This is a genomic window from Exiguobacterium sp. BG5(2022) (assembly GCF_031844365.1).
Lineage (GTDB): Bacteria > Bacillota > Bacilli > Exiguobacteriales > Exiguobacteriaceae > Exiguobacterium > Exiguobacterium profundum.
The window spans coordinates 67,337-87,399 of record NZ_JAUZVB010000002.1; the positions used below are offsets into that span (position 1 = coordinate 67,337).

Consider the following 20,063-nt stretch of genomic DNA (forward strand, 5'->3'; position numbering starts at 1 on the left):
AATTTCTCACGATGAGAAATTCCTGTTTTTTAGCGTTTCCGACTAATCAATCGCGCTGTCCGTAAAATCGAGGGTAGTAACTTCCGGCGTTGACGAAACGCGAGATAGCGTCCTTCCCACGACGGTTTGAACTTCTGTTTGAACTGTCGTAAGCCACTGAACGGATAGATGTAACTGATGTTTTCAAAAATGTCGGCGGCGACGCGTTCCGGCCAATGGGAGAACGTCTGCTCTCCGACGGCAGCAAGTGGTGCCACGCCGAGCCCGACATGATCATGGCCTTCTGCGCGAGCCCATTCGATGATGTGAAGGATCAACACTTCAATCGATCCGGGCGGCGCATCATTTTTCGAACGCATCAAATCGATGGAGATGGCCCCGTCTCCTCGGAGTAGCGAAATGAAAGCTACGACGACACCGTCCGCATCTCGCAACAAGGCAATCGGATAACGCGTCAACGTTTCATAATCGAAGAATCCGAGAGAGAAGCCTTTCTCATTTCGATTCCCAATCCATTCGTCTGAGATGTCTTTTAAATCTTGTAACAGCAAGAGGCTCGGTTCACAGACGATGTCGAACGTGATCCCCTTCTTCTCAAACTGATTGTAGAGAGAGCGCATATTTGCACGCTTCTTCCCGGATAAGGAGAAGGCCGAGACGTCAATCGTCGCCTCTTCCCCTAATTTGAAGAACGTGAACCCGGCATCATGAAGGCGAGGCATCCAATTCGGTGTAATTTGATAAAATAAAGGAATATACCCGATTCGATCCGCATCTTCAATGAATCGCGTCAAAAGAGAAGTCGCAGCCTGCTTCTCGCCTTGGATATCACCAAGGACGATGGCATGGTTCCGAGAAGTCGCAAACAACAGACACGCATCTCCGGCCTCATTCATGTAAAAACGCTTATCTGCCATATGGGCCAAGTCAAAACTGCTCGATGTGGGCTGTGTTGCTTGGAACTGTCGGATGCGATGTTCATCATAGGCCTCTCCAAGCGCCGGACGTTTCCAACGATCGAACAAGAGCAGGAGTACACTTGCTACGATTGAAGTTAACAATAAGACGAACGTCGTCAACCAACCGGCTTGATGCGATGTGAAGAATAAGTTGTCTGTACCTGCGAATGACTGCAATAAGAGGGCGTGGGTGCCGACATAGAGCAGGACGTAAATCAAGCTTCGGATGAGACGTCCTGTCGTTAAAATCGAACGGTATCGGACGTGTCGTTTACGTGTCAACCAGACGAACATCGCAAACCCGATGACGACGAAGGTCTCAAACAGGTTTAACCCACGAGCGATGACTCCGATGGTCGCCAAGATGAAGGCAGTGTTGAGTAACCAGAGTGTTCGTTTTGTCCGAACATACATGCCATAGACGGATAAAAACATGAGAAGTCCGGCACTCAATAAGAAAAGGGTCCCAATCCATTCAAACCAGCGATTCACTTCATAGAGCGGCGTCACGCTCGGGAGAAGCGTCTGGAACCAAATCAACAGACTGCTCATGAGTGCGATGAGACTTCCAGTCAAGCGTCCAATCTTCGCAAGCGTCCGCGAAACGACGCGCCAGACGACGGTCCCAATTTCATAAGAGGATCCGATGATTGGTCGATATTCGATCTGTTTGACGACCTGGTCCCCAAACGCGACGGCTGCAAGAAAGAGTCCAATTAAAAAAGGGACGACAAAATAAACGAAGCGATAGATGATTAGTGAAGACAAAACGATGTCTTGATGAATCCCAAGTTGAGTCATCCCGACGAGATACAGTAAGTCAAATGTTCCGGCACCCCCAGGGACGAGGGAAACGACACCGACGACCGTCGCGACGATGAATACCCCGAAGAGTTGCACGAACGAGGCCGAACCGTCTAGTAACGTCAAAGCATAAATGGCGACGAATCCAGCGGTGACCCATTCTGCGAGTGAAGTCATCGTATACCCGAGCAGAGTAGACCATCCGACGTTTGATCGGCGTGATGTGACGAATAAATAAAACGGGAGCATCGCACTCACGGTGAGTAACACCGGCCAAATCCACGGTTTCGTACCGACGAGCCCACCAGCCGGAAAGATTCCGAGAAGCACACCGATGGAAAGAATGGACAGACCACTGATCAGTGTCGGGGTCATCCATCCGATGGCACGGAGCAATCGTTTCGTATCCGTATAGGGACGATAAAGGGAGGTGCGAAGCGCAATTCCAATCACGCCGCCGAAACCGAGCATCCCGTTCATCGAATTCGTGATCCATGCCGTTTGAACGATTTTTCGTTTCGGTAGCTCGATATGTAAAGAGCGTAGCAGGAAATAGTCATAGCCCGTCATCGTCAAGACAGCGAATCCACCGAGCAGGATGAGTGTGAACTGTTCCCAACCGGTCAGTTGTTTCAGTGTCGTGAAGGCGGTCGCGAGCGAGAAATCTTTCAACTCTTGTCCGCTCTGAATCAAAATCAAACCGATTAACGCTATAGGAATGAGCCATTTTAATTGTTTCCATGAAAAACGAGTACGCATTGCGATCTTCTCCTTATCTGCCATAGGACTGACAGCAGCTTCTGTCTAAATCGTACTATAGGATACGAATGAAATCTGTAAAACGTTTCAAAAAGAGGGGATTGTAAGCGCAAGAAAGAGGACGAAATGTTGATTTTAGATTTGCTACAGTGAGAGGAGAAAGGGGTGTGGAGATGCTGACGTTTGACGAAAAGTGGGCGAAAGTGCTCGCCTGCGATGCAACTTACGATGGATTATTCTATACAGCCGTGAAAACGACAGGGATCTATTGCCGACCATCGTGCCGATCCCGTAAACCGAAGAAAGAGAACGTTGATTTTTATTTAACGAGAGAAGAAGCGGAGACGAACGGTTTCCGACCGTGCAAGCGATGTCAGCCAGAAGTCGAACACGCCCCACACCGTGCGCTCGTTCAACAAGTGACGGCGTATCTCGTGAACCATTATAAACAACCCATTCGCCTTGAACAGATTGCCGAACACGCCCAACTGAGTCCCTTTCATTTGGAGCGGACATTCACCCAGGCGACAGGAGAGACTCCGAGGCAACTACTTGAACGGATTCGAATCGACAAGGCGGCTTATTTATTGCGAACGACCGACATGAGTAATCTGACGGTCTGCTATGAGGTTGGGTTTCAAACACCATCGAACTTTTACCGCGTGTTCCGGCAAGTAAAAGGCTGTACACCGAACACGTATCGAAAAGGAGAGGACATATGACAGAGATGCTACTTGCTGTACAGCAACCGTTTGATTTTCAAGAGTGTCTCGTCTTTTTGAGTCGGTCAGAACAAGAAGTGCTCCATGTGACCACACCTGACACGGTTCGAAAGTTGATGCGAATCGGGGAACGGCTCATCCTGATCGAGCTTCGAGAAGAGGGGAATCACATTCATGTACGGTTCCCTTTCGATGAAGTATCAGAGACAGAAAAAGAACGTGTCGCACGTGAGGTACGAGACTGGTTAGATCTTGATCGTGATTTAGCGCCGTTTGAAGCGATGGGTGAAGAGGATGAATTGCTGGCTCCTTTGATTGAAGCACATCGCGGATTACGGATGATTGGCTTTCCAGATTTGTTCGAAGCACTCGTTTGGGCCATCATCGGGCAACAGATCACCTTGTCGTTTGCTTATACGATTAAACGGCGCTTCGTTGAACGCTATGGAGACCAACGAGTCGTCGAAGGAAGAGCGTACTGGACGTTCCCGTGGGCGGAACGAATCGCCTTGCTCGAACCGGAAGAGTTACGTGAGCTTCAGTTCAGTCGCAGGAAAGCTGAGTATGTCATTGATATTGCACGGGAAATAACAAATGGAGACCTGTCGAAAACAGCTTTACAATCACTCTCTTCAGCTGATATCCGTGAACGGTTACTGGCAATCCGGGGTGTCGGAGCATGGACGGCAGACTATGTGTTGATGAAGTGTTTTCAGGACGCATCAGCCTTTCCGATTGCGGATGTCGGATTACATCAAGCGATTCAGCATCAGTTAGGGACATCGAAGAAGCCCACGATTGAAGAGGTGAAACGTTACGGTGAATCGTGGCAAGATTGGGAAGGATACGCGACATTTTATCTGTGGAGGTCATTATATGGGAACGTATAAATTAGACGTGGAGACACCGATTGGCGTCTTAGAAATCATCGGGACAGAGCAGGCCATTCAATCGATCTTATTCGTCGAACGTGAAGGGACGCAATCACCTGAATCAGATATTCCAAATGTATTGCGACAGTGCCGGGAGGAACTAGACTCCTATTTTCGCGGTGAGCGTATGACGTTCACGTTCCCGACTGAGCAAATCGGGACAACGTTTCAGCATGACGTGTGGGATGTGTTACAAACCATCCCATATGCGGAGACGGCTTCTTACCGCGAACTTGCCGAACGCGTGAAGCGACCTACGGCTGTTCGCGCAGTCGGAGCAACGAACGGACGCAACAAACTGAGCATCGTCGTGCCTTGTCATCGCGTCATCGGATCGACTGGGAAATTGACGGGCTATGCCGGTGGACTTTGGCGAAAAGAATGGCTCCTGCAACATGAAAAACAAGTCGCACATCAACCCCAGTAAAAAAACATTTAACCCTCCAAATCTGCTACACTAGAAGAGGTCCTATCGTGACGTCGGAATCGACGAAGTTATAGGATGATTCCCGTCACTCATGGAGAAAGTTTTGGAGGAATACATGATTAAATTATTAGCAGATTCGACGTGTGACTTATCAGATGCAGTGCTTGAACAGTACAACATCGGGGTCGCACCGTTGATCATTACGATGAACAATATGTCTTACCAGGACCGGGTGGATATCCAGCCGGATGATTTTTACGGAATGTTGGAAGCGCTCCCGGAATTCCCGACGACGGCGATGCCGAGCCCGGCGACGTTCTTGAAATTGATGGAAGATGCGGTCGCTTCGGGTCACGAAGAGATTTTATGCATCTGTATGTCGAGCGGCACGAGCGGCTCGTATCAGTCAGCTGTAATCGGAAAAGAGTACTTTGAAGAAGCGCATCCTGACTCACCTGTCAAAATCCATGTCGTCGACTCTCGTTCGATGAGTCACGGTAGCGGCTGGCTGTTGTTGAAGAGCGCACAGATGCGTGAAGCCGGTGCGACGTTCGAAGAGCTCGTTGACTTCAATGAGACGTACAAGACGAAAGTGAAGCACTTCTTATCCGTAGATGACCTCGACCACTTGATCAAAAGCGGACGAATCTCAAACGCGAGTGCTATCATCGGGAAACTACTGATGGTAAAACCCATCATGAGTATGAAAAACGGGAAAGGTGCCATTGTTGCCAAGGAACGAGGCACCCGTAAAGTGCTGAAGCATTATACGGACGAGTTCGTGAAACGCGTCAACCCGGACATCACGAATTTCGTGATCATCGGGTACACATCGGACCAACGGATTGCGGAGAACTTAAAAGTGAAGCTCGAAACCGAAACCGATTTTGCCGGCGAGATTTACCTCATGCAGATGGGTGTCTCGGTCGGGACACATGTCGGGCTTGGTGCCATCTCGATGTTTTTCGTAGAGAAGTGACAAAAGCCGTCTCATCGCGAGACGGCTTATTTGTTTGGCCAAATATGCTCGATGACCGGTGTGCTGTCGTGATAATCGAGACGATAGACATCTGGGTTACGCATCTTACGCCATGTCTCAAAGTCATATTGCGGGTCGAGATGTTGCAATAAGAGTGCGAGCAGATTGCCGTGTGTCACTAATAGGGTCGAAGCATGCGGAGCTTTGGCGTGCTCGACGACTTGTAGGATGCGCTGCGTCGCCTCCTCAGCCGATTCGGCACCAGGCAACTTGAACGTCGGGTCGCTGAACGACTGACGTAATGGGGTCAGCCAGTCTTCGAGCGGTTCGTGAGATAGGATGCGTTCTCTCAGTAACGGTTCACGTTCAATCGAGAGGTGATGAGCATCGGCGAGTGGCGTGACCGAAGCGACTGCACGGGTATAATCGCTTGAGATGATCCGGTCGATTGTGAGTTCAGAAAAGAAATCGCGAAGCCATAAAGACTGGGCGTGACCGTCTTCTGTGAGCGGTGCGTCAGGTTCTTGGCCCGCGGCTGAGCAGTGGCGAATCAAATAGAGTGTGGGCATGTGGATTCTCCTTTTCAAAACATCTAGTTACCAGCAAGACAAGCGTGTCATCGAGTCATTATGACTTGTGATGTAGGTGATCTCCTCGAATCCATGCAAAGAAGCATTCTCGTAAAGGGAATTGAGCATCTCTTGGTCTTTACAGTAGATTGTGACGTCTTGACTGTCCGTCACCAATAGAGCGAATTCACACGTACTATGTAAAAAGTCTTCATACGTTGCGATTTCCGAGGACATATTCGGTTGGAACGCCTTGATATCAACGAAAATCAAATAGTGTTCATGATACGTGAGCAGTTCAGCGAATTGATGACCATCGATTACGGTCGATTCCAGAAACAACAGGCGATCCAGTTGCCCTTCGTTCACAATGTACGATTCCTCATCAACCACGTTCCATTGGTATGAATCAAGAGGGATTGGACTTAAGATTGCTTTTAGAAATTGCCCATATTGATTGGGTATTGTAAAACGTAAACCACGCCTCAAAAGAACACCTCCTTCATTTCATGGGATCATCCCATTTTCATAAAAAGTTTCAACACGAAAAATCATACATAACCCTTATCATTCATCACAAAAGAGTTATAATCGGTATAACGATTATAAAATATACGATCGAGGAATGGGGATTCTTCAATCGTATGACAAAAAATTCAGGGGATAAGGATGGGGTTTTCATGAGCAGTACGCAAACGAGAACAGACGTCATTTTGATTGGGGCAGGGATTATGAGCGCAACGCTCGGTTCACTCTTTAAAGAGCTCGTACCGGAGTGGAACATCAAAGTGTTCGAAAAGCTCGATGCAGCAGGGGAAGAAAGTTCAAACGAATGGAATAACGCAGGTACGGGACATGCCGCACTTTGCGAATTAAACTATACAACAGAGAACGCAGACGGGACGATTGACATCTCCAAAGCGGTCAACGTCAACGAGCAGTTTCAAATCTCGCGCCAGTTTTGGGCGCACCTCGTCAAGCAAGGACTGATTGAAAATCCAGGAGCCTTTATTCGTTCAATCCCACATATGAGCATGGTCCAAGGGGAGAAGAACGTCGATTTCTTGAAACGCCGTTTGGAAGCGCTCACAGCGAATCCGCTGTTTGAAGGCATGGTCTTATCGGACGATCCGAATGAATTACGGGAATGGTTCCCGCTCATCATGGACGGACGGACACCGGATGAACCGATTGCTGCGACGAAAATCGACTCAGGGACAGACGTGAACTTTGGCGCATTGACACGTATGTTGTTTGACCATCTCACATCGAACGGGGTCGAAGTCAACTATGGCCATAGCGTCGAGGACGTGAAGCGCCTCGAGAACGGTCATTGGGAAGTGAAAATAAAAGACATGTCTCAGAACACGATTGAGACGCATACGGCACCGTTTCTCTTTATCGGAGGCGGTGGTGGCAGTTTGCCGCTCTTACAAAAGACAGGGATTCCGGAATCGAAACAAATCGGTGGATTCCCGGTCAGCGGCCTCTTCCTCGTTTGCAAAAATCGTGAGGTCATCGAGCAACATCACGCCAAAGTGTATGGTAAAGCGAAGGTCGGGGCACCACCGATGTCGGTCCCGCATCTCGACACTCGTTTTATCGATGGACGCAAAGAGTTGCTGTTTGGACCGTTCGCCGGCTTCACACCGAAATTCTTAAAAACAGGATCGAACTTGGATTTGATTCGTTCGGTCAAGCCGAACAACGTCATCACGATGCTTGCCGCAGGGGCGAAAGAGATGCCACTTACGAAATACTTGATCGAGCAGGTACTCTTATCTCACGACAAACGGATGGATGAACTCCGTGAATTCATCCCGAATGCCAAGAATGAAGATTGGGAGATCGTCGTGGCAGGGCAACGTGTTCAGGTCATCAAAGATACACCGCAAGGAAAAGGAACGCTTCAATTCGGAACGGAAGTCGTCAGTGCCGAAGATGGGTCGGTCGCGGCGCTTCTCGGTGCTTCTCCAGGCGCATCGACGGCTGTGCACGTCATGTTGAAAGTGCTCGAGCAGTGCTTCCCGCAACACTTACCGGAGTGGGAAGCGAAAATCAAAGAAATGGTACCGTCGTATGGATTGAAGCTGTCGGAACACCCGGATTTATTCAAGACGATTCACGAATCGACGGCGGTCACGCTCGGTTTAGAGGAAAAGGACATGGTCCACAATTAATTGATTCAAGACGAGCATACAATCGTATGCTCGTCTTTTGTATAGAAAAAAGCGACCTCCTATCGGGCCGCTCATACCATTTTGAGAAACGTCTTTGCCTGCTGTTCGAGTATAGCGGCTGAATCTGCTAATTTTTCGAACTCTCGGACCGTATGCTCGAGTTGTCCCGAGCTATCTTTGACTTTATGAGAAATTCGTCCGATGCTCATCGACACGTCATCGATGCGTTTCACAATGCCTTCAATGTTGTTGTTCACTTCTGTAATAGAGAGTGAGACTTTGTTTGAAAGATTGCGCACCTCTGTCGCGACGACATTGAAGCCGCGTCCATGTTCACCTGCGCGTGCCGCCTCGATTGCGGCATTGAGTGCGAGAAGGTTGGTTTGGGCAGCGATTTCACGAATCGTTCGGACAATATCCGTGATCGTCTTCGCCTCTTGTTGGAGAGCATGTAAATGCTCTAGGTTTTGAGTCGATTCTTGTTCAATCAGTTTGACGTTTTCGAGTACGTGTTCTCCGTCTTGTTTCCCGATTTGGGACTGGGCAGATAAGTATTCAGACGTCTCTTGAAGATTATTCGCCATGTGGAGTACGTCTTGTTGCCGTGACGTGATATCGGCTGCAATCTTTGAGACGCCGATGACGTTCTGGTGGGCATCATCGAAGATCGGCATGTAGGTCGCCTCTAGCCAGACACTATGACCATCTGCGGCACGTCGTTCAATCTTGTCGTGATAACTCAACCCTTGCATGAGCTTACGCCAAAACAGGTCGTATTGGGGACTGTTCGCGAACTCGAGCAAGCAAAGATCACGATGGGGGCGTCCCATCAGTTCCTTGACTTCGTACCCCATCGTTTTGGCAAAAATCTCATTGACGTAGGCGACACGGCGATTTTCATCAAAGCGAATGATGGCCAGATTGTTTTCGATTGCCCGAACGACGTGCGTGTCGGTGACATGGGTCGTACTAGAGTGCAGTTGCATCCTAACATCCTCCCTATATCATAAGGTATATTTGTTTTAGGATACCCGAAAAATGTAAAAAAAAGTATATTATTTTAATAGAACAAAAAAAGACCACTTCCACTGGAAGAGGTCAAGGTGTGAGTGTCGTCATGCTTTCATGTAAGTACTCGCCAATCGTGCGCTCGATGTCGCTCTCTGAACGCTCGAGGGCAAGGGAGAGCTCTTTCACCAAAATCGTTTTGGCGTTCTCTAAAATCTTACGATCTTGCTCGTATAGTTTTTTGTTCGCTTGAAGTGCCTCGATTTGTCTACGGCTCAATGTATTCACTACTTGGGCAATCTCATGCCGGTTTCCTGAATGCACGACATTCAAGAATTCACGATTGCGGTTGTTGGAATGCGGATTCCATTCCACACCAGGTGAGCGGAACGACTCTAAAATCTCTGATGCCTCATCTGCTTCGAGTAACGTCAACATCATCACGTTGTCATTGTCGACGGGAATGCTGATCTGCAACTTTTGTGAGTTGTTGATGGGGTGAAGCGTATAGTACGATTTCGTCTCTCCTGCGACCGTTTTGTCCGAAATGTCGTCGATGCGACATACGCCATGGGTCGAGTAGATGATTAAGTCTCCAGTTTTAAACAAGTCGATCACCTCTTCCTTATCTATAAGCATAGTCATTCAGAAGATGAAATGTCAACTCGGTTGACGTTTTTGTCCATGTATGCATATGAAAAACCGTGTCGCCTTCAAGCTGACACGGTCATAGTTTCCAATCCACGCGCAGAATGGTTTTCAGTTGTTCAAACGCCTCTTGGCCGATGCTTTCTTGGATCCGTTGCTCAAGTTGTGCTTTGAGCGTCTCGTTTTGCTCATAACAAGTGTGACCGAGGGAGGTCAACTCGATACATTTGTCTTTTCGATTTTGCGGATGGTCTGTCACAAGAACGAGCGCTTTACTCTCTAGGTTCTTGATCAGTTTATGAGTCGCTTGTCGAGAAATATGGACACTGTGCGTGACTTCGGCAATTGTTGTTTTCGACTGATAAAGTGTCGCGAGAATATACCATTCCGAGTTCGAGAGTTGGATATCACTTTGTTCATTCCAAGATTGTTCACTCATGCGTCGAACTTGATCATTTCGCTCTGACAATAAATCAAGTAGACGGGTTGACGTTAATGGAGTCAAATCAAGTCACTCCTCTTTCATTTCCGGCTTTTAGACGTTCCTAACTATACAAAAGCAACTATACCCCGTCAACGTCAATCTAGAACAAAACGAGGCACGAGGCCCCGTTCCGATTAGCAGTCTTTATTTTTGAAGTCGATGACCATGCGTCTTTGGATTTTCCCTTGCTCCATCTCTTCGAACACGTCTTGCACCTCGTGAAGACAGCGTTTATGAACAACAGGCACGACGAGTCCTTCTGCCCCGAACTGGAAGGCTTCTTCTAAGTCTTTACGTGTCCCGACGAGTGAGCCGACGACTTCGATTCCATCGAGGACGAGACGAGGGATGTTCAAGTCCATCGTTTCAGAAGGAAGACCGACGGCGACCACTTTCCCACATGCTCGGACTGCATTGACTGCAGAATTAAAGGCGACTTTTGAGACGGCTGTGACGACAGCGGCATGAGCCCCACCGAACTTCTCTTGTACGATGTCAGCTGCATCTCCTTCAGTCGATGGGTTAATCGTCAAATCAGCTCCACTCTCTTTGGCGAGTTCAAGCTTATCATCGTTCAAATCTACGGCGATGACGTGTGCGTTGAAGACGTGTTTCGCATATTGGATGGCCAGGTTGCCGAGTCCACCGCAACCGTAGATGACGACCGTCTCCCCAGGTTTCACGTCGGCAACTTTGATGGCTTTATACGTCGTGACGCCGGCACATGTGATGCTCGAAGCTTGCGCAGGGTCCAATCCGTCAGGTACTTTGATGGCATAGTCGGCCACGACGATACTTTGTTCAGCCATCCCGCCGTCCACGCTATATCCGGCATTTTGAACGTTTCGACAGAAAGTCTCTCGGCCTGTCGTACAATATTCGCAACGACCACATGCATGATACATTCAAGCGATACTGACGCGATCGCCAACTTTCAAACTCGTGACATCGTCGGCGATTTGAGATACAATCCCAATCCCTTCATGACCGAGCACGCGTCCTTGGACATCTCCGAAATCACCAGCTGCGACGTGAAGATCCGTGTGACATACGCCACAGTACTCGACATCGACGAGCGCTTCGCCTGCTTGTAATGGACGTAGTTCCTTTTCGACAACTTCGATGTTGGCCTTGCTTGCTGAATTGACAATGACTGCGCTCATGTTTGAACACACTCCTTGTGAAAATTTAGCGAACCTGATGGAAAACCCTTCTCAATCACATCGTCAGGATAGCACAAAAAATGGAATGAAAACGCTTTATTTTTAAAGGGCATTTGCCTGAAAGATGAACTTTTCTCACACAAAGATTTAGGGAAATAGAGATAGAGAAAGTAGACGAAAGGAGTGTTATTTATATGACACGAATAGCGTTATTTCACACATATAAATCAAAGATTTTGCAGCTATCAAATTTAGAAGAAGAGACGTTGAAAAATGAAGACTTTTTGTTAGACCGTGATGAAAAGAAACAACTTGAGATCTATTACGCACCGTTTGAATACATCAATCCAAACGCGAAAGTTGTCATCGCGGGAATCACGCCAGGCTTGTATCAAATGCGTCAGTCGTTCGAGGCAATCCGTGACTTGAAGGATGCAACAGACGAAGAGGCGCTTCGAGCCGTCAAACAACGTGGCAGTTTTTCCGGTCCGATTCGAAAGAACTTAGTGACGATGCTGGATGATTTGGAGTTACATCATCATTTGGGAATCGAATCATCCCTCGATTTGTTTGGATCAGCGAACCATCTCGTTCAAAATACAGCGGTTCTTCCTTATCCTGTTTTCTATAAAGGCAAGAACTATAACGGATCGAGCCCGGATATGATTCGAACAGAGCTGTTTCGACCATACGTAGAAGGAATCTTCGCAGAAGAGATGGCCCATCTTCAAGATGCACTCATCCTACCGATGGGCGTGAACGTGAGGCGAGCCGTGGAGTTATTGGTTGAGCGAGGGCTCTTGGATCAAGATCACGTAGTGAGTGGGTTTCCACATCCGTCTGGTGGAAACGGTCATCGCCATCGCATCTTCGCCGAAAATCGAGACGCCATGAAGCGACACATAGCCGAACATTTTAAACGACATCCACTCTGAACCGCAGTGCGGTTCTTTTCATGTGAGCACATGAAAAGACATCAACTCTTTACTTCGCTAAAATGATAAACGGTTGACTCACTCACGAGATGTAGAAAGGATGTCTGCCATGATCACATTGTCGTCCGTCCATAAGCGTTATGGACAAGAGATGGCCGTTCACGATGTATCGCTTCACATTCGAAAAGGGGAGATTTACGGCATTATCGGCGCGAGCGGTGCCGGGAAGTCGACGCTCCTTCGATTGATGAATTTGTTGGAGAAACCGGATGCCGGGAGCGTCACGGTCGATGGCGACCAGTTGACCGAACTCTCTAATCGGGAACTACGCAAGAAGCGACATCGGATCGGTATGATTTTTCAACAATTTAATCTAGTCGCGAATAAGAACGTGTTTGATAACGTCCTCGATTCACTGAAACTTGCCAAGCGGCCGAAAGCATCATGGGAAGCACGCGTGATGGAATGTCTCCTTTTCGTTGGACTCGAAGCGTATCGCGATAAATATCCTTCCCAGTTGAGTGGGGGACAAAAGCAACGTGTCGCCATCGCTCGGGCACTCGCAAGTGAACCGAGTGTACTCCTATGCGATGAGCCGACCTCTTCACTCGACCCGAATACGACGGCGGAAGTGCTGCGTGTCCTTCAGTCGGTCAATGAACAACTCGGTGTCACCGTCGTTCTCGTCACGCATGAGATGGATGTCATCCGTCAAATCTGTCATCGCGTCACCGTCATGGCAGACGGATCTGTTCATGAGACGATTGAGAGGGAGCCGACAGGGGTGGTCGCCATCGATCAGAATCCAAGTTGGTTCGTCGAACAGTTGCGAGAGGAAGGTGAAGCGAATGCCTGAAATTTTGGCCCGCTATCAATCAGAGATTTGGCAGTCCATTGCCGAGACGTTCATTATGGTCGGGGTATCGATTCTCGCCGCGATTCTAGTCGGATTGCCGTTAGGCACGTGGCTTTACCTTTCGCGTAAAGGACAATTGTTAGAGAACCAAATCGTCTTCTCCGTCCTCAACCTGGTCGTGAACATCGTCCGGTCTTTCCCGTTCTTGTTACTCGTCGTGTTTTTGATTCCATTTACACGGCTCATTATCGGAACCGCCATCGGAACGGCAGCAGCGACGGTGCCGCTCTCCATCATTGCCATTGCGCATTATGCGCGACTCGTCGAACAGTCACTGATTGATGTCCCACGCGGGGTGATCGAAGCGGCACTCTCGATGGGAGCGTCTGTGAAAGACATCATCTTTAAGTTTCTTTATGTGGAAGCCCGGTCCGGTCTCGTCCTCGGATTGACTACATCTATCATCAGTTTTATCTCATACTCGACGATTATGGGAGTCGTCGGGGGTGGTGGCATCGGTGACTTTGCCATCCGTTATGGATATCAACAATTTCAGACAGAACTCATGCTCTATATGATTCTCATCATGCTCGTCTTCGTACAGTTGATTCAATTCACGGGCACGACCGTGGCGCGAATCATCGACAAACGTTAAACAGAAAGTAGGAAATGAATATGAAAAAATTGATGGCACTTCTGGCCTCACTCACACTCGTCCTCGCAGCATGCGGGAACGATACAGAAACACAAACGGAACAAGCAAATGAACCACAGACATTGAAAGTCGCATCACTCATCCCACCGATGACAGATATGCTTGAGATCGCTAAAGAACAGCTCGCAGAAGACAATATCGAACTCGAAATTGTCGTTCTTGGAGACAATGTCCAACCGAACTCGGCACTTGCGGCGAAAGAAGTCGATGCGAACTTCTTCCAACACGTTCCGTACATGGAGGAGTTCAACCGCAGCAACGATGCGAATCTCGTTCCAATCGAACCGATTTATTTCGCAAACTATGGTGTATACGCAAAAAACTATGACAACATGGAAGACCTCCCGGAAGGCGCAACGATTGCGATCGCCAACGACGTATCGAACATCGACCGTTCGCTCTCCCTTCTCGCACAACATGATGTGATCGAGCTCGGAGAGAAGGAAGGCACGTACTATACACAGGCAGATATCACATCGAACCCGAAAAACTTCAAGTTTGAAGAAGTCGACTTGTTGATGCTCGCGCGCGCGTACGATGATGTCGATGCGGTCTTGATGACACCGGCTTACGCTGCACCGCTCGGTTTGACACCGAAGAGTGACGCACTCTTAACAGAAGGCGTCGAGAATGATTTCGCCATCACGCTTGTCGCACGTGAAGACAACCAGGATGACGAAGCAATCCAAAAACTCGGCGAAGCGCTCACAAGTGACGAAGTCCGTGCGTTCTTGCAAGAGAACTATGATGAAACGGCCATTCCGGCGTTTTAAACAAAAAAGATTGAGCCATCTAGGCTCAATCTTTTTTAGTACTCTTCGTATTCTCGCGGGTCTTGGTCATCGATGCGACCATCCTGCTTCGTCAACGCATTGAGCGTCTCCATCTCTTCATCCGTCAATTCGAAGTTGAAGACGTCGAGATTTTCTTTTTGGTGTAACTCACTGGACGAGCGGGCGAGCGGGATGACACCAAGCTGCACGTGCCAACGCAAGATGACTTGAGACACGCTCTTGCCTTTTTGTTTGGCGAGCTCGGTGATCTTCTCGTCATGAATGACCGTGCGAGCGCGACTGAGCGGGCTCCACGCTTCTGTGATGATGCCGCGTTCTTTGTCGGCTTGCCGCTGTTCGACTTGCGAGAAGTACGGGTGTAACTCGATTTGGTTAATGACCGGTGTTTCTCCCGTTTCTTCAATCAAGCGGTCAAGGTGCTCCGGCATGAAGTTCGATACCCCAATGGAGCGGATCCATCCGTTTTCCTTCGCTTGAATCAAGGCACGCCATGCCTCGACGTACTTGTCTTGTTTCGGGTTTGGCCAATGCAAGAGGAACAAATCCCAATAGTCGAGGTTCGCTCGATATAGGGATTCTCGAATCATCTCGAGCGCCTGGTCGTAGTCATAATATTGCGCGCGCAGTTTCGATGTTAAGAAAAGTTGTTCACGCGGGATGCCGGATTGGCGAACCGCTTCACCGACCGCGCCTTCATTATCGTAGCGAATCGCCGAATCGATGAGTCGATATCCGTTCCGGATGGCGCACGTGATGGCGTCGACCCCTGCTTCACCTTTTAAATAAACCGTCCCGAGTCCGATGGCCGGAATCTCATAACCGTCATGTAGCTTGATTGTTGGAATACCCATCAAATGCCTCCCCATTCAAAATCCGTTCTCTTCTCCGCTATTCCACTTTCATCGGAAATGAAACGTTTGAATGTGAGGTCAACGTCGAAACGCTTTGATCAAACCTTCTGCTAAATCGAGAATACACACGATGATGATGGTGAGTAAGACACTCCAGACGCCCCAACGACTGATTGTTTCAAGGTCGGCGTTGATTTGCTCAGCAATCAACGAGAGCGCTTCGGTCGAAATTAGATCGGGTTGCAGCATAATGAGCGCTGTGACGACAATCCATACGATATTGAAGAGCGCGTTCCACAAGGCGAGCGGCTTTGTCCAATGTCGAACCATCCATTTGTAAATGGCGATGGCGATCCCAAAGGCGGCCAGGGCGATGACAAACGGGAAGAATTGATCCAAGACCGACGCATTGAGTAGCGGATAGGATTCACTATCTGTGACAACACGAATCAACTGCTCGGCGTTGACATACAATACGACCATCAGAACGGTGGCGATAAAGTCAAACAAAATCGAACCAAAAGAAATCGAGGTCGAACGTGGTTTCACTTTCTTGAGTTGTTCAGGTTTCCAACTCGAGAAGGGCACTTCACCCTCAGGTACGGCACGCTCGATGATGAAGAACGTGAGGGTGATCCAGAATAGCGTCTGAACGACGACATTGAAGATGGCCGCCCCAGTTTGAAGGAATGCTTGAATCAAGAATTGACTCCAAGATGTGTCGTCGATGGGATTGGTCAAATAACCGATGATCGAGAGAATGGTGACAACCGTGACGGCAATCGGTAAGACGATTTTAATGATGTTCACGTACTGTGTGAAGAGGGCAGGACCGATGAGGTAGAGTGGTCGGTTCGCGTAGCGAGCAGCGAGAATTTGAGGGTCGCCGAGTTGGCGCAATGCTTCAAATAAAGCCGCTTCAGACGAGTCATTTCCAGTCATGTCATCAATGGTCGATTCCAATTCGAGTGCGACGTCTTGCCGCATCGACTCTGGGATTCGAGAGGTGACTTCATCGATATACACATCACGAAGATTCATGATCGTTTCCTCCTTCAATTAGACGGGTCAATGTTTTCGACATGTTCATCCATTCCACGTACAACTCATTCAAAATATCCATTCCGTCTGGGCTGAGCACATAGTACTTGCGAGGTCGACTCTCCGTCGTGTCCCAGGAACTCGTGACGAGTCCTTGTTTTTCAAGTCGACGCAAGAGCGGGTAGAGCGTACTCTGGTCAATGTTGATGTCGGCATCAAGTAGCGCTTGAACGAGAGAATAGCCGTATTGGGGTGTCTTCAACTGGCTGAGCACCGCAATCGTCAACGTGCCGCGCCGCAACTCTGTCACCAACGAGGCTTTTACATCGGACATTTTTTCGCCTCCTTTATTCGTTTATCTTTATACTGTATATCATACACTATAAGTTATCATATATCAATATGAATAAAAAACATTGAGTCATTTCCTGATTTTGGGATAATAAAGAGGAGGTGATGTTGATGAAGTGGTGGTGGATGGTTGGCGGTGTGGTGATCGCCAGTTTATTGACGATCAATGCGCAGTGGTATGGGAATGCGGCGACGTTTGGGGTACCGATTGGCTGGATCATCATGCTGCTAGTCTTGGCACAGTTTCGAAAGCCGACATCGACTCTTTGGGCGGCGTCGGTCGGAGTGATGAGTGTTGGGGCGGCGATTTTGCTCTCGATTCCGAGCTACTCGTTAGCCGAGGCAGAAGAGACGTTGAGCAAAACGTACAATGACGTGGCGTACATGGAGAGCGTTCCGACGACCGGGGGAGAATGGAATCCATTCTCTCCTCGAGTAGGCTATCGGTTTGAGACGGAGAGCGGAGACTCGATTTTATTCATCCCGGACTCAGGGAAGACGTTTGAACTGTAAAAAAGACTCGCTCTCATGATAGAGGGCGAGTCTTTTTGTTAGTTGCGAATCATGTAGTCGAAGGCGCCGAGTGCGGCTGTCGCACCAGAACCCATCGAGATGATGATTTGTTTGTAGGCGCTGTTCGTGCAGTCTCCTGCCGCGAACACACCTGGGACGTTCGTCGCGCCATGACGGTCGACGACGATTTCCCCGAAGTTGTTGCGTTCGACCGAGTCGAGCCAGTCCGTGTTCGGGACGAGACCGATTTGGACGAAGACGCCTTCAAGTTCGACATGATGTGACTCGTTCGTCTCACGAGACACATACGAGATGCCGTTCACTTTGTCCGTACCCGTGATTTCTGTCGTCTGAGCGTTCGTGATGACAGTCACGTTCGGGAGGCTGTGAAGACGATCTTGTAGCACTTGGTCAGCCTTGAGTTCAGGAGCGAACTCGAGGACCGTTACGTGCTTGACGATTCCTGCGAGGTCGATGGCTGCTTCAATCCCAGAGTTACCGCCGCCGATGACCGCGACACGTTTCCCTTCGAAGAGAGGACCGTCACAGTGTGGGCAGTAAGCGACCCCTTTGTTTTTGAACTCCGCCTCACCTGGGACGTTGACGTTACGCCAGCGTGCACCGGTCGAGAGGATGACACTCTTACTCTTCAAGACAGCGCCGTTCTCGAGTTCGATCTCGACGAGGTCCTTTTTCTCAAGACGCTTCGCGCGTTGAAGGTTCATGACATCGATGCCGTACTCTTTGACGTGCTCTTCTAGACTGGCGACGAGCTTTGGACCTTCTGTATAAGCAGTACCGATGAAGTTCTCAATCCCCATCGTGTCCATCACTTGGCCGCCGAAGCGCTCTGCGATGATTCCGGTACGGATTCCTTTACGAGCCGCGTATACGGCTGCGCTCGCACCCGCTGGACCGCCACCGACGACGAGGACGTCATACGGGTCTTTGTCCGAAAACGCAGAAGCGTCAGGACCTGTACCGAGTTTCGCCAAGATCTCTTCGAGTGACATCCGACCGTTACCGAACGATTCGCCGTTCAAGAAGACCGTCGGGACAGCCATGATCTCTTTTGCTTCCACTTCATCCTTGAACGCGGATCCATCGATCATCGTGTGCGTGATGTTCGGGTTGAGGACGCTCATGACGTTTAGCGCTTGCACGACGTCAGGACAGTTGTGGCAGCTGAGACTGATGTACGACTCGAAGTGATATGTGCCTTCGATATTTTGAATTTGTTTGATTGTATCCGCATCGACTTTCGGCGCGCGCCCGCTCACTTGGAGGAGGGCGAGGACAAGTGATGTAAACTCATGTCCGAGTGGAATCCCCGCGAAGACGATTCCTGTCTCTTCGGATGGACGATTCACGCTGAAGCTCGGTGTACGCTCGAGTGTCGCGTGTTCGACCGAGATGCGTGATGACATGCTGGCGAGTTCGTTGACGAGCTCGAGCATCTCGTTTGAGACTTTGTCTTCCCCAGCGCTCACACGGAGGACGACATCGCCCTCCATGAGCTGGAGATATTGGTCGAGCTGTTGTTTAATCGCTGCTTCTAACATGCAATCGCTCCTTACAATTTACCGACGAGGTCAAGGCTTGGGCGGAGTGTTTCAGAACCCTCTTCCCATTTCGCTGGGCAGACTTCGCCTGGATTGTTGCGTACGTATTGTGCTGCTTTGACTTTGTTGACGAGTGTGCTCGCGTCACGGCCGATGCCGCCAGCGTTGATTTCGACAGTTTGGATGACACCGTCTGGGTCGATGATGAATGTACCACGGTCTGCGAGGCCGTCTTCTTCGTTCAAGACGTCGAAGTTGCGTGAGATGACGTGTGATGGGTCACCGATCATGATGTACTCGATCTTTCCGATTTTCTCAGATGTTTCGTGCCAAGCTTTATGTGTGAAGTGTGTGTCTGTAGAGACAGAGTAAACTTCTACACCGAGGTTTTTAAGTGTAGCGTACTCGTTTTGAAGGTCTTCAAGTTCAGTTGGGCAGACGAATGTGAAGTCAGCTGGGTAGAAGCAGACAACGCTCCATTTACCTTTAAGGTCGTTCTCTGTAACTTCGAGGAATTCACCTGTTTGGAATGCTTGTGCTTTGAATGGTAGTACTTCTTTGCCGATTAATGACATGGGTTATGTCCTCCTTGTTTTTTACTCTAGCGTTTCTATCTCGACTAGAATAATTATAATGTAATACTAACTTCATATAACGAGCTGGAATTGTCAAGACGTTTGCATGCTTTGAAATGTGTTGAAATGATAAGAATTATTCATAAGAACCTTCATATCAATAATGGTAACGTTTACAATAGTTTTTGTTTTTCTTTGATAACATTTATATAAATCTTTTGATTTTATTATAGAAC

Annotated in this window: 21 protein-coding genes and 1 pseudogene; 10 read left to right on the forward strand and 12 right to left on the reverse strand. The window is 48.9% G+C overall.

Annotation, left to right across the window (positions count from 1 at the left end):
* Positions 1 to 29: 29 nt before the first annotated feature.
* Positions 30 to 2,522 (reverse strand): bifunctional lysylphosphatidylglycerol flippase/synthetase MprF, encoded by a 2,493-nt coding sequence (mprF, locus tag Q9R25_RS10675; RefSeq protein ID WP_311283134.1) that lies wholly within the window; start codon positions 2,520 to 2,522, stop codon positions 30 to 32.
* Positions 2,523 to 2,695: 173 nt separating this feature from the next.
* Between mprF and Q9R25_RS10680 the strand changes: the two genes are divergently transcribed.
* From Q9R25_RS10680 to Q9R25_RS10695, 4 genes are all read left to right on the forward strand, one after another.
* Complete coding sequence (locus Q9R25_RS10680; RefSeq protein WP_311283135.1) at positions 2,696 to 3,244, forward strand: bifunctional transcriptional activator/DNA repair enzyme AdaA; 549 nt, start codon at positions 2,696 to 2,698, stop codon at positions 3,242 to 3,244.
* Entirely contained in the window at positions 3,241 to 4,134 is an 894-nt protein-coding gene (locus tag Q9R25_RS10685; protein WP_311283136.1) for a DNA-3-methyladenine glycosylase family protein, read from the forward strand. Before Q9R25_RS10680 ends, Q9R25_RS10685 begins: the two co-directional genes overlap by 4 nt.
* Positions 4,121 to 4,603, forward strand: a complete 483-nt coding sequence (locus Q9R25_RS10690; protein ID WP_311283137.1) for a methylated-DNA--[protein]-cysteine S-methyltransferase — start codon at positions 4,121 to 4,123, stop codon at positions 4,601 to 4,603. The genes Q9R25_RS10685 and Q9R25_RS10690 overlap by 14 nt, the downstream gene beginning before the upstream one ends.
* A gap of 115 nt (positions 4,604 to 4,718) precedes the next feature.
* Positions 4,719 to 5,582: a DegV family protein gene (locus Q9R25_RS10695; protein ID WP_311283138.1), complete on the forward strand. Its 864-nt coding sequence runs from the start codon at positions 4,719 to 4,721 to the stop codon at positions 5,580 to 5,582.
* Between the two features lie 26 nt (positions 5,583 to 5,608).
* Here Q9R25_RS10695 and Q9R25_RS10700 read toward each other — a convergent pair whose 3' ends face one another.
* Together Q9R25_RS10700 and Q9R25_RS10705 are read right to left on the reverse strand one after the other, a co-directional pair.
* Complete coding sequence (locus tag Q9R25_RS10700; protein WP_047795747.1) at positions 5,609 to 6,151, reverse strand: histidine phosphatase family protein; 543 nt, start codon at positions 6,149 to 6,151, stop codon at positions 5,609 to 5,611.
* A 27-nt stretch (positions 6,152 to 6,178) separates the two neighbouring features.
* Entirely contained in the window at positions 6,179 to 6,640 is a 462-nt protein-coding gene (locus Q9R25_RS10705; RefSeq protein ID WP_311283139.1) for a DUF2691 family protein, read from the reverse strand.
* A 191-nt stretch (positions 6,641 to 6,831) separates the two neighbouring features.
* Here Q9R25_RS10705 and Q9R25_RS10710 point away from each other — a divergent pair, with 191 nt between their 5' ends.
* On the forward strand, positions 6,832 to 8,331 hold the full coding sequence (locus tag Q9R25_RS10710; protein ID WP_196431674.1) for a malate:quinone oxidoreductase: 1,500 nt from the start codon (positions 6,832 to 6,834) through the stop codon (positions 8,329 to 8,331).
* Positions 8,332 to 8,402: 71 nt separating this feature from the next.
* Here Q9R25_RS10710 and Q9R25_RS10715 read toward each other — a convergent pair whose 3' ends face one another.
* The 4 genes and pseudogenes from Q9R25_RS10715 to adhP all read right to left on the reverse strand — a co-directional run bounded on the left by Q9R25_RS10715 (position 8,403) and on the right by adhP (position 11,634).
* Positions 8,403 to 9,317 (reverse strand): methyl-accepting chemotaxis protein, encoded by a 915-nt coding sequence (locus Q9R25_RS10715; RefSeq protein WP_311283140.1) that lies wholly within the window; start codon positions 9,315 to 9,317, stop codon positions 8,403 to 8,405.
* A 112-nt stretch (positions 9,318 to 9,429) separates the two neighbouring features.
* Positions 9,430 to 9,957, reverse strand: coding sequence for a CarD family transcriptional regulator (locus Q9R25_RS10720; protein WP_260563810.1), 528 nt, complete (start codon positions 9,955 to 9,957; stop codon positions 9,430 to 9,432).
* A 109-nt stretch (positions 9,958 to 10,066) separates the two neighbouring features.
* Positions 10,067 to 10,492 (reverse strand): MarR family winged helix-turn-helix transcriptional regulator, encoded by a 426-nt coding sequence (locus Q9R25_RS10725; RefSeq protein WP_311283141.1) that lies wholly within the window; start codon positions 10,490 to 10,492, stop codon positions 10,067 to 10,069.
* Between the two features lie 113 nt (positions 10,493 to 10,605).
* Positions 10,606 to 11,634 (reverse strand): annotated as a pseudogene (gene adhP, locus Q9R25_RS10730) (alcohol dehydrogenase AdhP).
* A gap of 194 nt (positions 11,635 to 11,828) precedes the next feature.
* Here adhP and Q9R25_RS10735 point away from each other — a divergent pair.
* The 4 genes from Q9R25_RS10735 (at position 11,829) to Q9R25_RS10750 (ending at position 14,913) form a co-directional block, all read left to right on the forward strand.
* On the forward strand, positions 11,829 to 12,569 hold the full coding sequence (locus tag Q9R25_RS10735; protein ID WP_311283142.1) for a hypothetical protein: 741 nt from the start codon (positions 11,829 to 11,831) through the stop codon (positions 12,567 to 12,569).
* A gap of 109 nt (positions 12,570 to 12,678) precedes the next feature.
* The gene (locus Q9R25_RS10740; protein ID WP_214691395.1) at positions 12,679 to 13,425 is read left to right on the forward strand and encodes a methionine ABC transporter ATP-binding protein; all 747 of its coding nucleotides are present in this window, start codon (positions 12,679 to 12,681) and stop codon (positions 13,423 to 13,425) included.
* Positions 13,418 to 14,080, forward strand: coding sequence for a methionine ABC transporter permease (locus Q9R25_RS10745; RefSeq protein WP_214691394.1), 663 nt, complete (start codon positions 13,418 to 13,420; stop codon positions 14,078 to 14,080). The genes Q9R25_RS10740 and Q9R25_RS10745 overlap by 8 nt, the downstream gene beginning before the upstream one ends.
* A gap of 20 nt (positions 14,081 to 14,100) precedes the next feature.
* Positions 14,101 to 14,913: a MetQ/NlpA family ABC transporter substrate-binding protein gene (locus Q9R25_RS10750; RefSeq protein ID WP_047795754.1), complete on the forward strand. Its 813-nt coding sequence runs from the start codon at positions 14,101 to 14,103 to the stop codon at positions 14,911 to 14,913.
* 35 nt (positions 14,914 to 14,948) lie between these two features.
* On the opposite strand, the gene Q9R25_RS10755 is transcribed toward Q9R25_RS10750, so the two are convergent.
* The 3 genes from Q9R25_RS10755 to Q9R25_RS10765 all read right to left on the reverse strand — a co-directional run bounded on the left by Q9R25_RS10755 (position 14,949) and on the right by Q9R25_RS10765 (position 17,160).
* Positions 14,949 to 15,785, reverse strand: a complete 837-nt coding sequence (locus tag Q9R25_RS10755; RefSeq protein WP_214691392.1) for an aldo/keto reductase — start codon at positions 15,783 to 15,785, stop codon at positions 14,949 to 14,951.
* A 78-nt stretch (positions 15,786 to 15,863) separates the two neighbouring features.
* Positions 15,864 to 16,826: an HAAS signaling domain-containing protein gene (locus Q9R25_RS10760; protein ID WP_311283143.1), complete on the reverse strand. Its 963-nt coding sequence runs from the start codon at positions 16,824 to 16,826 to the stop codon at positions 15,864 to 15,866.
* A complete protein-coding gene (locus Q9R25_RS10765) occupies positions 16,813 to 17,160 on the reverse strand; it encodes a PadR family transcriptional regulator (RefSeq protein ID WP_015880292.1) in 348 nt (115 codons plus the stop codon). Before Q9R25_RS10765 ends, Q9R25_RS10760 begins: the two co-directional genes overlap by 14 nt.
* A 128-nt stretch (positions 17,161 to 17,288) precedes the next feature.
* Here Q9R25_RS10765 and Q9R25_RS10770 point away from each other — a divergent pair, with 128 nt between their 5' ends.
* Entirely contained in the window at positions 17,289 to 17,690 is a 402-nt protein-coding gene (locus Q9R25_RS10770; protein ID WP_311283144.1) for a hypothetical protein, read from the forward strand.
* 38 nt (positions 17,691 to 17,728) lie between these two features.
* On the opposite strand, the gene ahpF is transcribed toward Q9R25_RS10770, so the two are convergent.
* Both ahpF and ahpC read right to left on the reverse strand, forming a co-directional pair.
* The gene (gene ahpF, locus Q9R25_RS10775; RefSeq protein ID WP_311283145.1) at positions 17,729 to 19,252 is read right to left on the reverse strand and encodes an alkyl hydroperoxide reductase subunit F; all 1,524 of its coding nucleotides are present in this window, start codon (positions 19,250 to 19,252) and stop codon (positions 17,729 to 17,731) included.
* 11 nt (positions 19,253 to 19,263) lie between these two features.
* Positions 19,264 to 19,827, reverse strand: a complete 564-nt coding sequence (ahpC, locus tag Q9R25_RS10780; protein WP_015880295.1) for an alkyl hydroperoxide reductase subunit C — start codon at positions 19,825 to 19,827, stop codon at positions 19,264 to 19,266.
* Positions 19,828 to 20,063 lie beyond the last annotated feature (236 nt).

What these genes read in the sequence shown, in the direction of transcription:
- mprF (WP_311283134.1), bottom strand. Translation starts at nt 2,522, where the DNA reads ATGCGTACTCGTTTTTCATGGAAACAATTAAAATGGCTCATTCCTATA.
- Q9R25_RS10680 (WP_311283135.1), top strand. Translation starts at nt 2,696, where the DNA reads ATGCTGACGTTTGACGAAAAGTGGGCGAAAGTGCTCGCCTGCGATGCA.
- Q9R25_RS10685 (WP_311283136.1), top strand. Translation starts at nt 3,241, where the DNA reads ATGACAGAGATGCTACTTGCTGTACAGCAACCGTTTGATTTTCAAGAG.
- Q9R25_RS10690 (WP_311283137.1), top strand. Translation starts at nt 4,121, where the DNA reads ATGGGAACGTATAAATTAGACGTGGAGACACCGATTGGCGTCTTAGAA.
- Q9R25_RS10695 (WP_311283138.1), top strand. Translation starts at nt 4,719, where the DNA reads ATGATTAAATTATTAGCAGATTCGACGTGTGACTTATCAGATGCAGTG.
- Q9R25_RS10700 (WP_047795747.1), bottom strand. Translation starts at nt 6,151, where the DNA reads ATGCCCACACTCTATTTGATTCGCCACTGCTCAGCCGCGGGCCAAGAA.
- Q9R25_RS10710 (WP_196431674.1), top strand. Translation starts at nt 6,832, where the DNA reads ATGAGCAGTACGCAAACGAGAACAGACGTCATTTTGATTGGGGCAGGG.
- Q9R25_RS10715 (WP_311283140.1), bottom strand. Translation starts at nt 9,317, where the DNA reads ATGCAACTGCACTCTAGTACGACCCATGTCACCGACACGCACGTCGTT.
- Q9R25_RS10735 (WP_311283142.1), top strand. Translation starts at nt 11,829, where the DNA reads ATGACACGAATAGCGTTATTTCACACATATAAATCAAAGATTTTGCAG.
- Q9R25_RS10740 (WP_214691395.1), top strand. Translation starts at nt 12,679, where the DNA reads ATGATCACATTGTCGTCCGTCCATAAGCGTTATGGACAAGAGATGGCC.
- Q9R25_RS10745 (WP_214691394.1), top strand. Translation starts at nt 13,418, where the DNA reads ATGCCTGAAATTTTGGCCCGCTATCAATCAGAGATTTGGCAGTCCATT.
- Q9R25_RS10750 (WP_047795754.1), top strand. Translation starts at nt 14,101, where the DNA reads ATGAAAAAATTGATGGCACTTCTGGCCTCACTCACACTCGTCCTCGCA.
- Q9R25_RS10755 (WP_214691392.1), bottom strand. Translation starts at nt 15,785, where the DNA reads ATGGGTATTCCAACAATCAAGCTACATGACGGTTATGAGATTCCGGCC.
- Q9R25_RS10760 (WP_311283143.1), bottom strand. Translation starts at nt 16,826, where the DNA reads ATGAATCTTCGTGATGTGTATATCGATGAAGTCACCTCTCGAATCCCA.
- Q9R25_RS10765 (WP_015880292.1), bottom strand. Translation starts at nt 17,160, where the DNA reads ATGTCCGATGTAAAAGCCTCGTTGGTGACAGAGTTGCGGCGCGGCACG.
- Q9R25_RS10770 (WP_311283144.1), top strand. Translation starts at nt 17,289, where the DNA reads ATGAAGTGGTGGTGGATGGTTGGCGGTGTGGTGATCGCCAGTTTATTG.
- ahpF (WP_311283145.1), bottom strand. Translation starts at nt 19,252, where the DNA reads ATGTTAGAAGCAGCGATTAAACAACAGCTCGACCAATATCTCCAGCTC.
- ahpC (WP_015880295.1), bottom strand. Translation starts at nt 19,827, where the DNA reads ATGTCATTAATCGGCAAAGAAGTACTACCATTCAAAGCACAAGCATTC.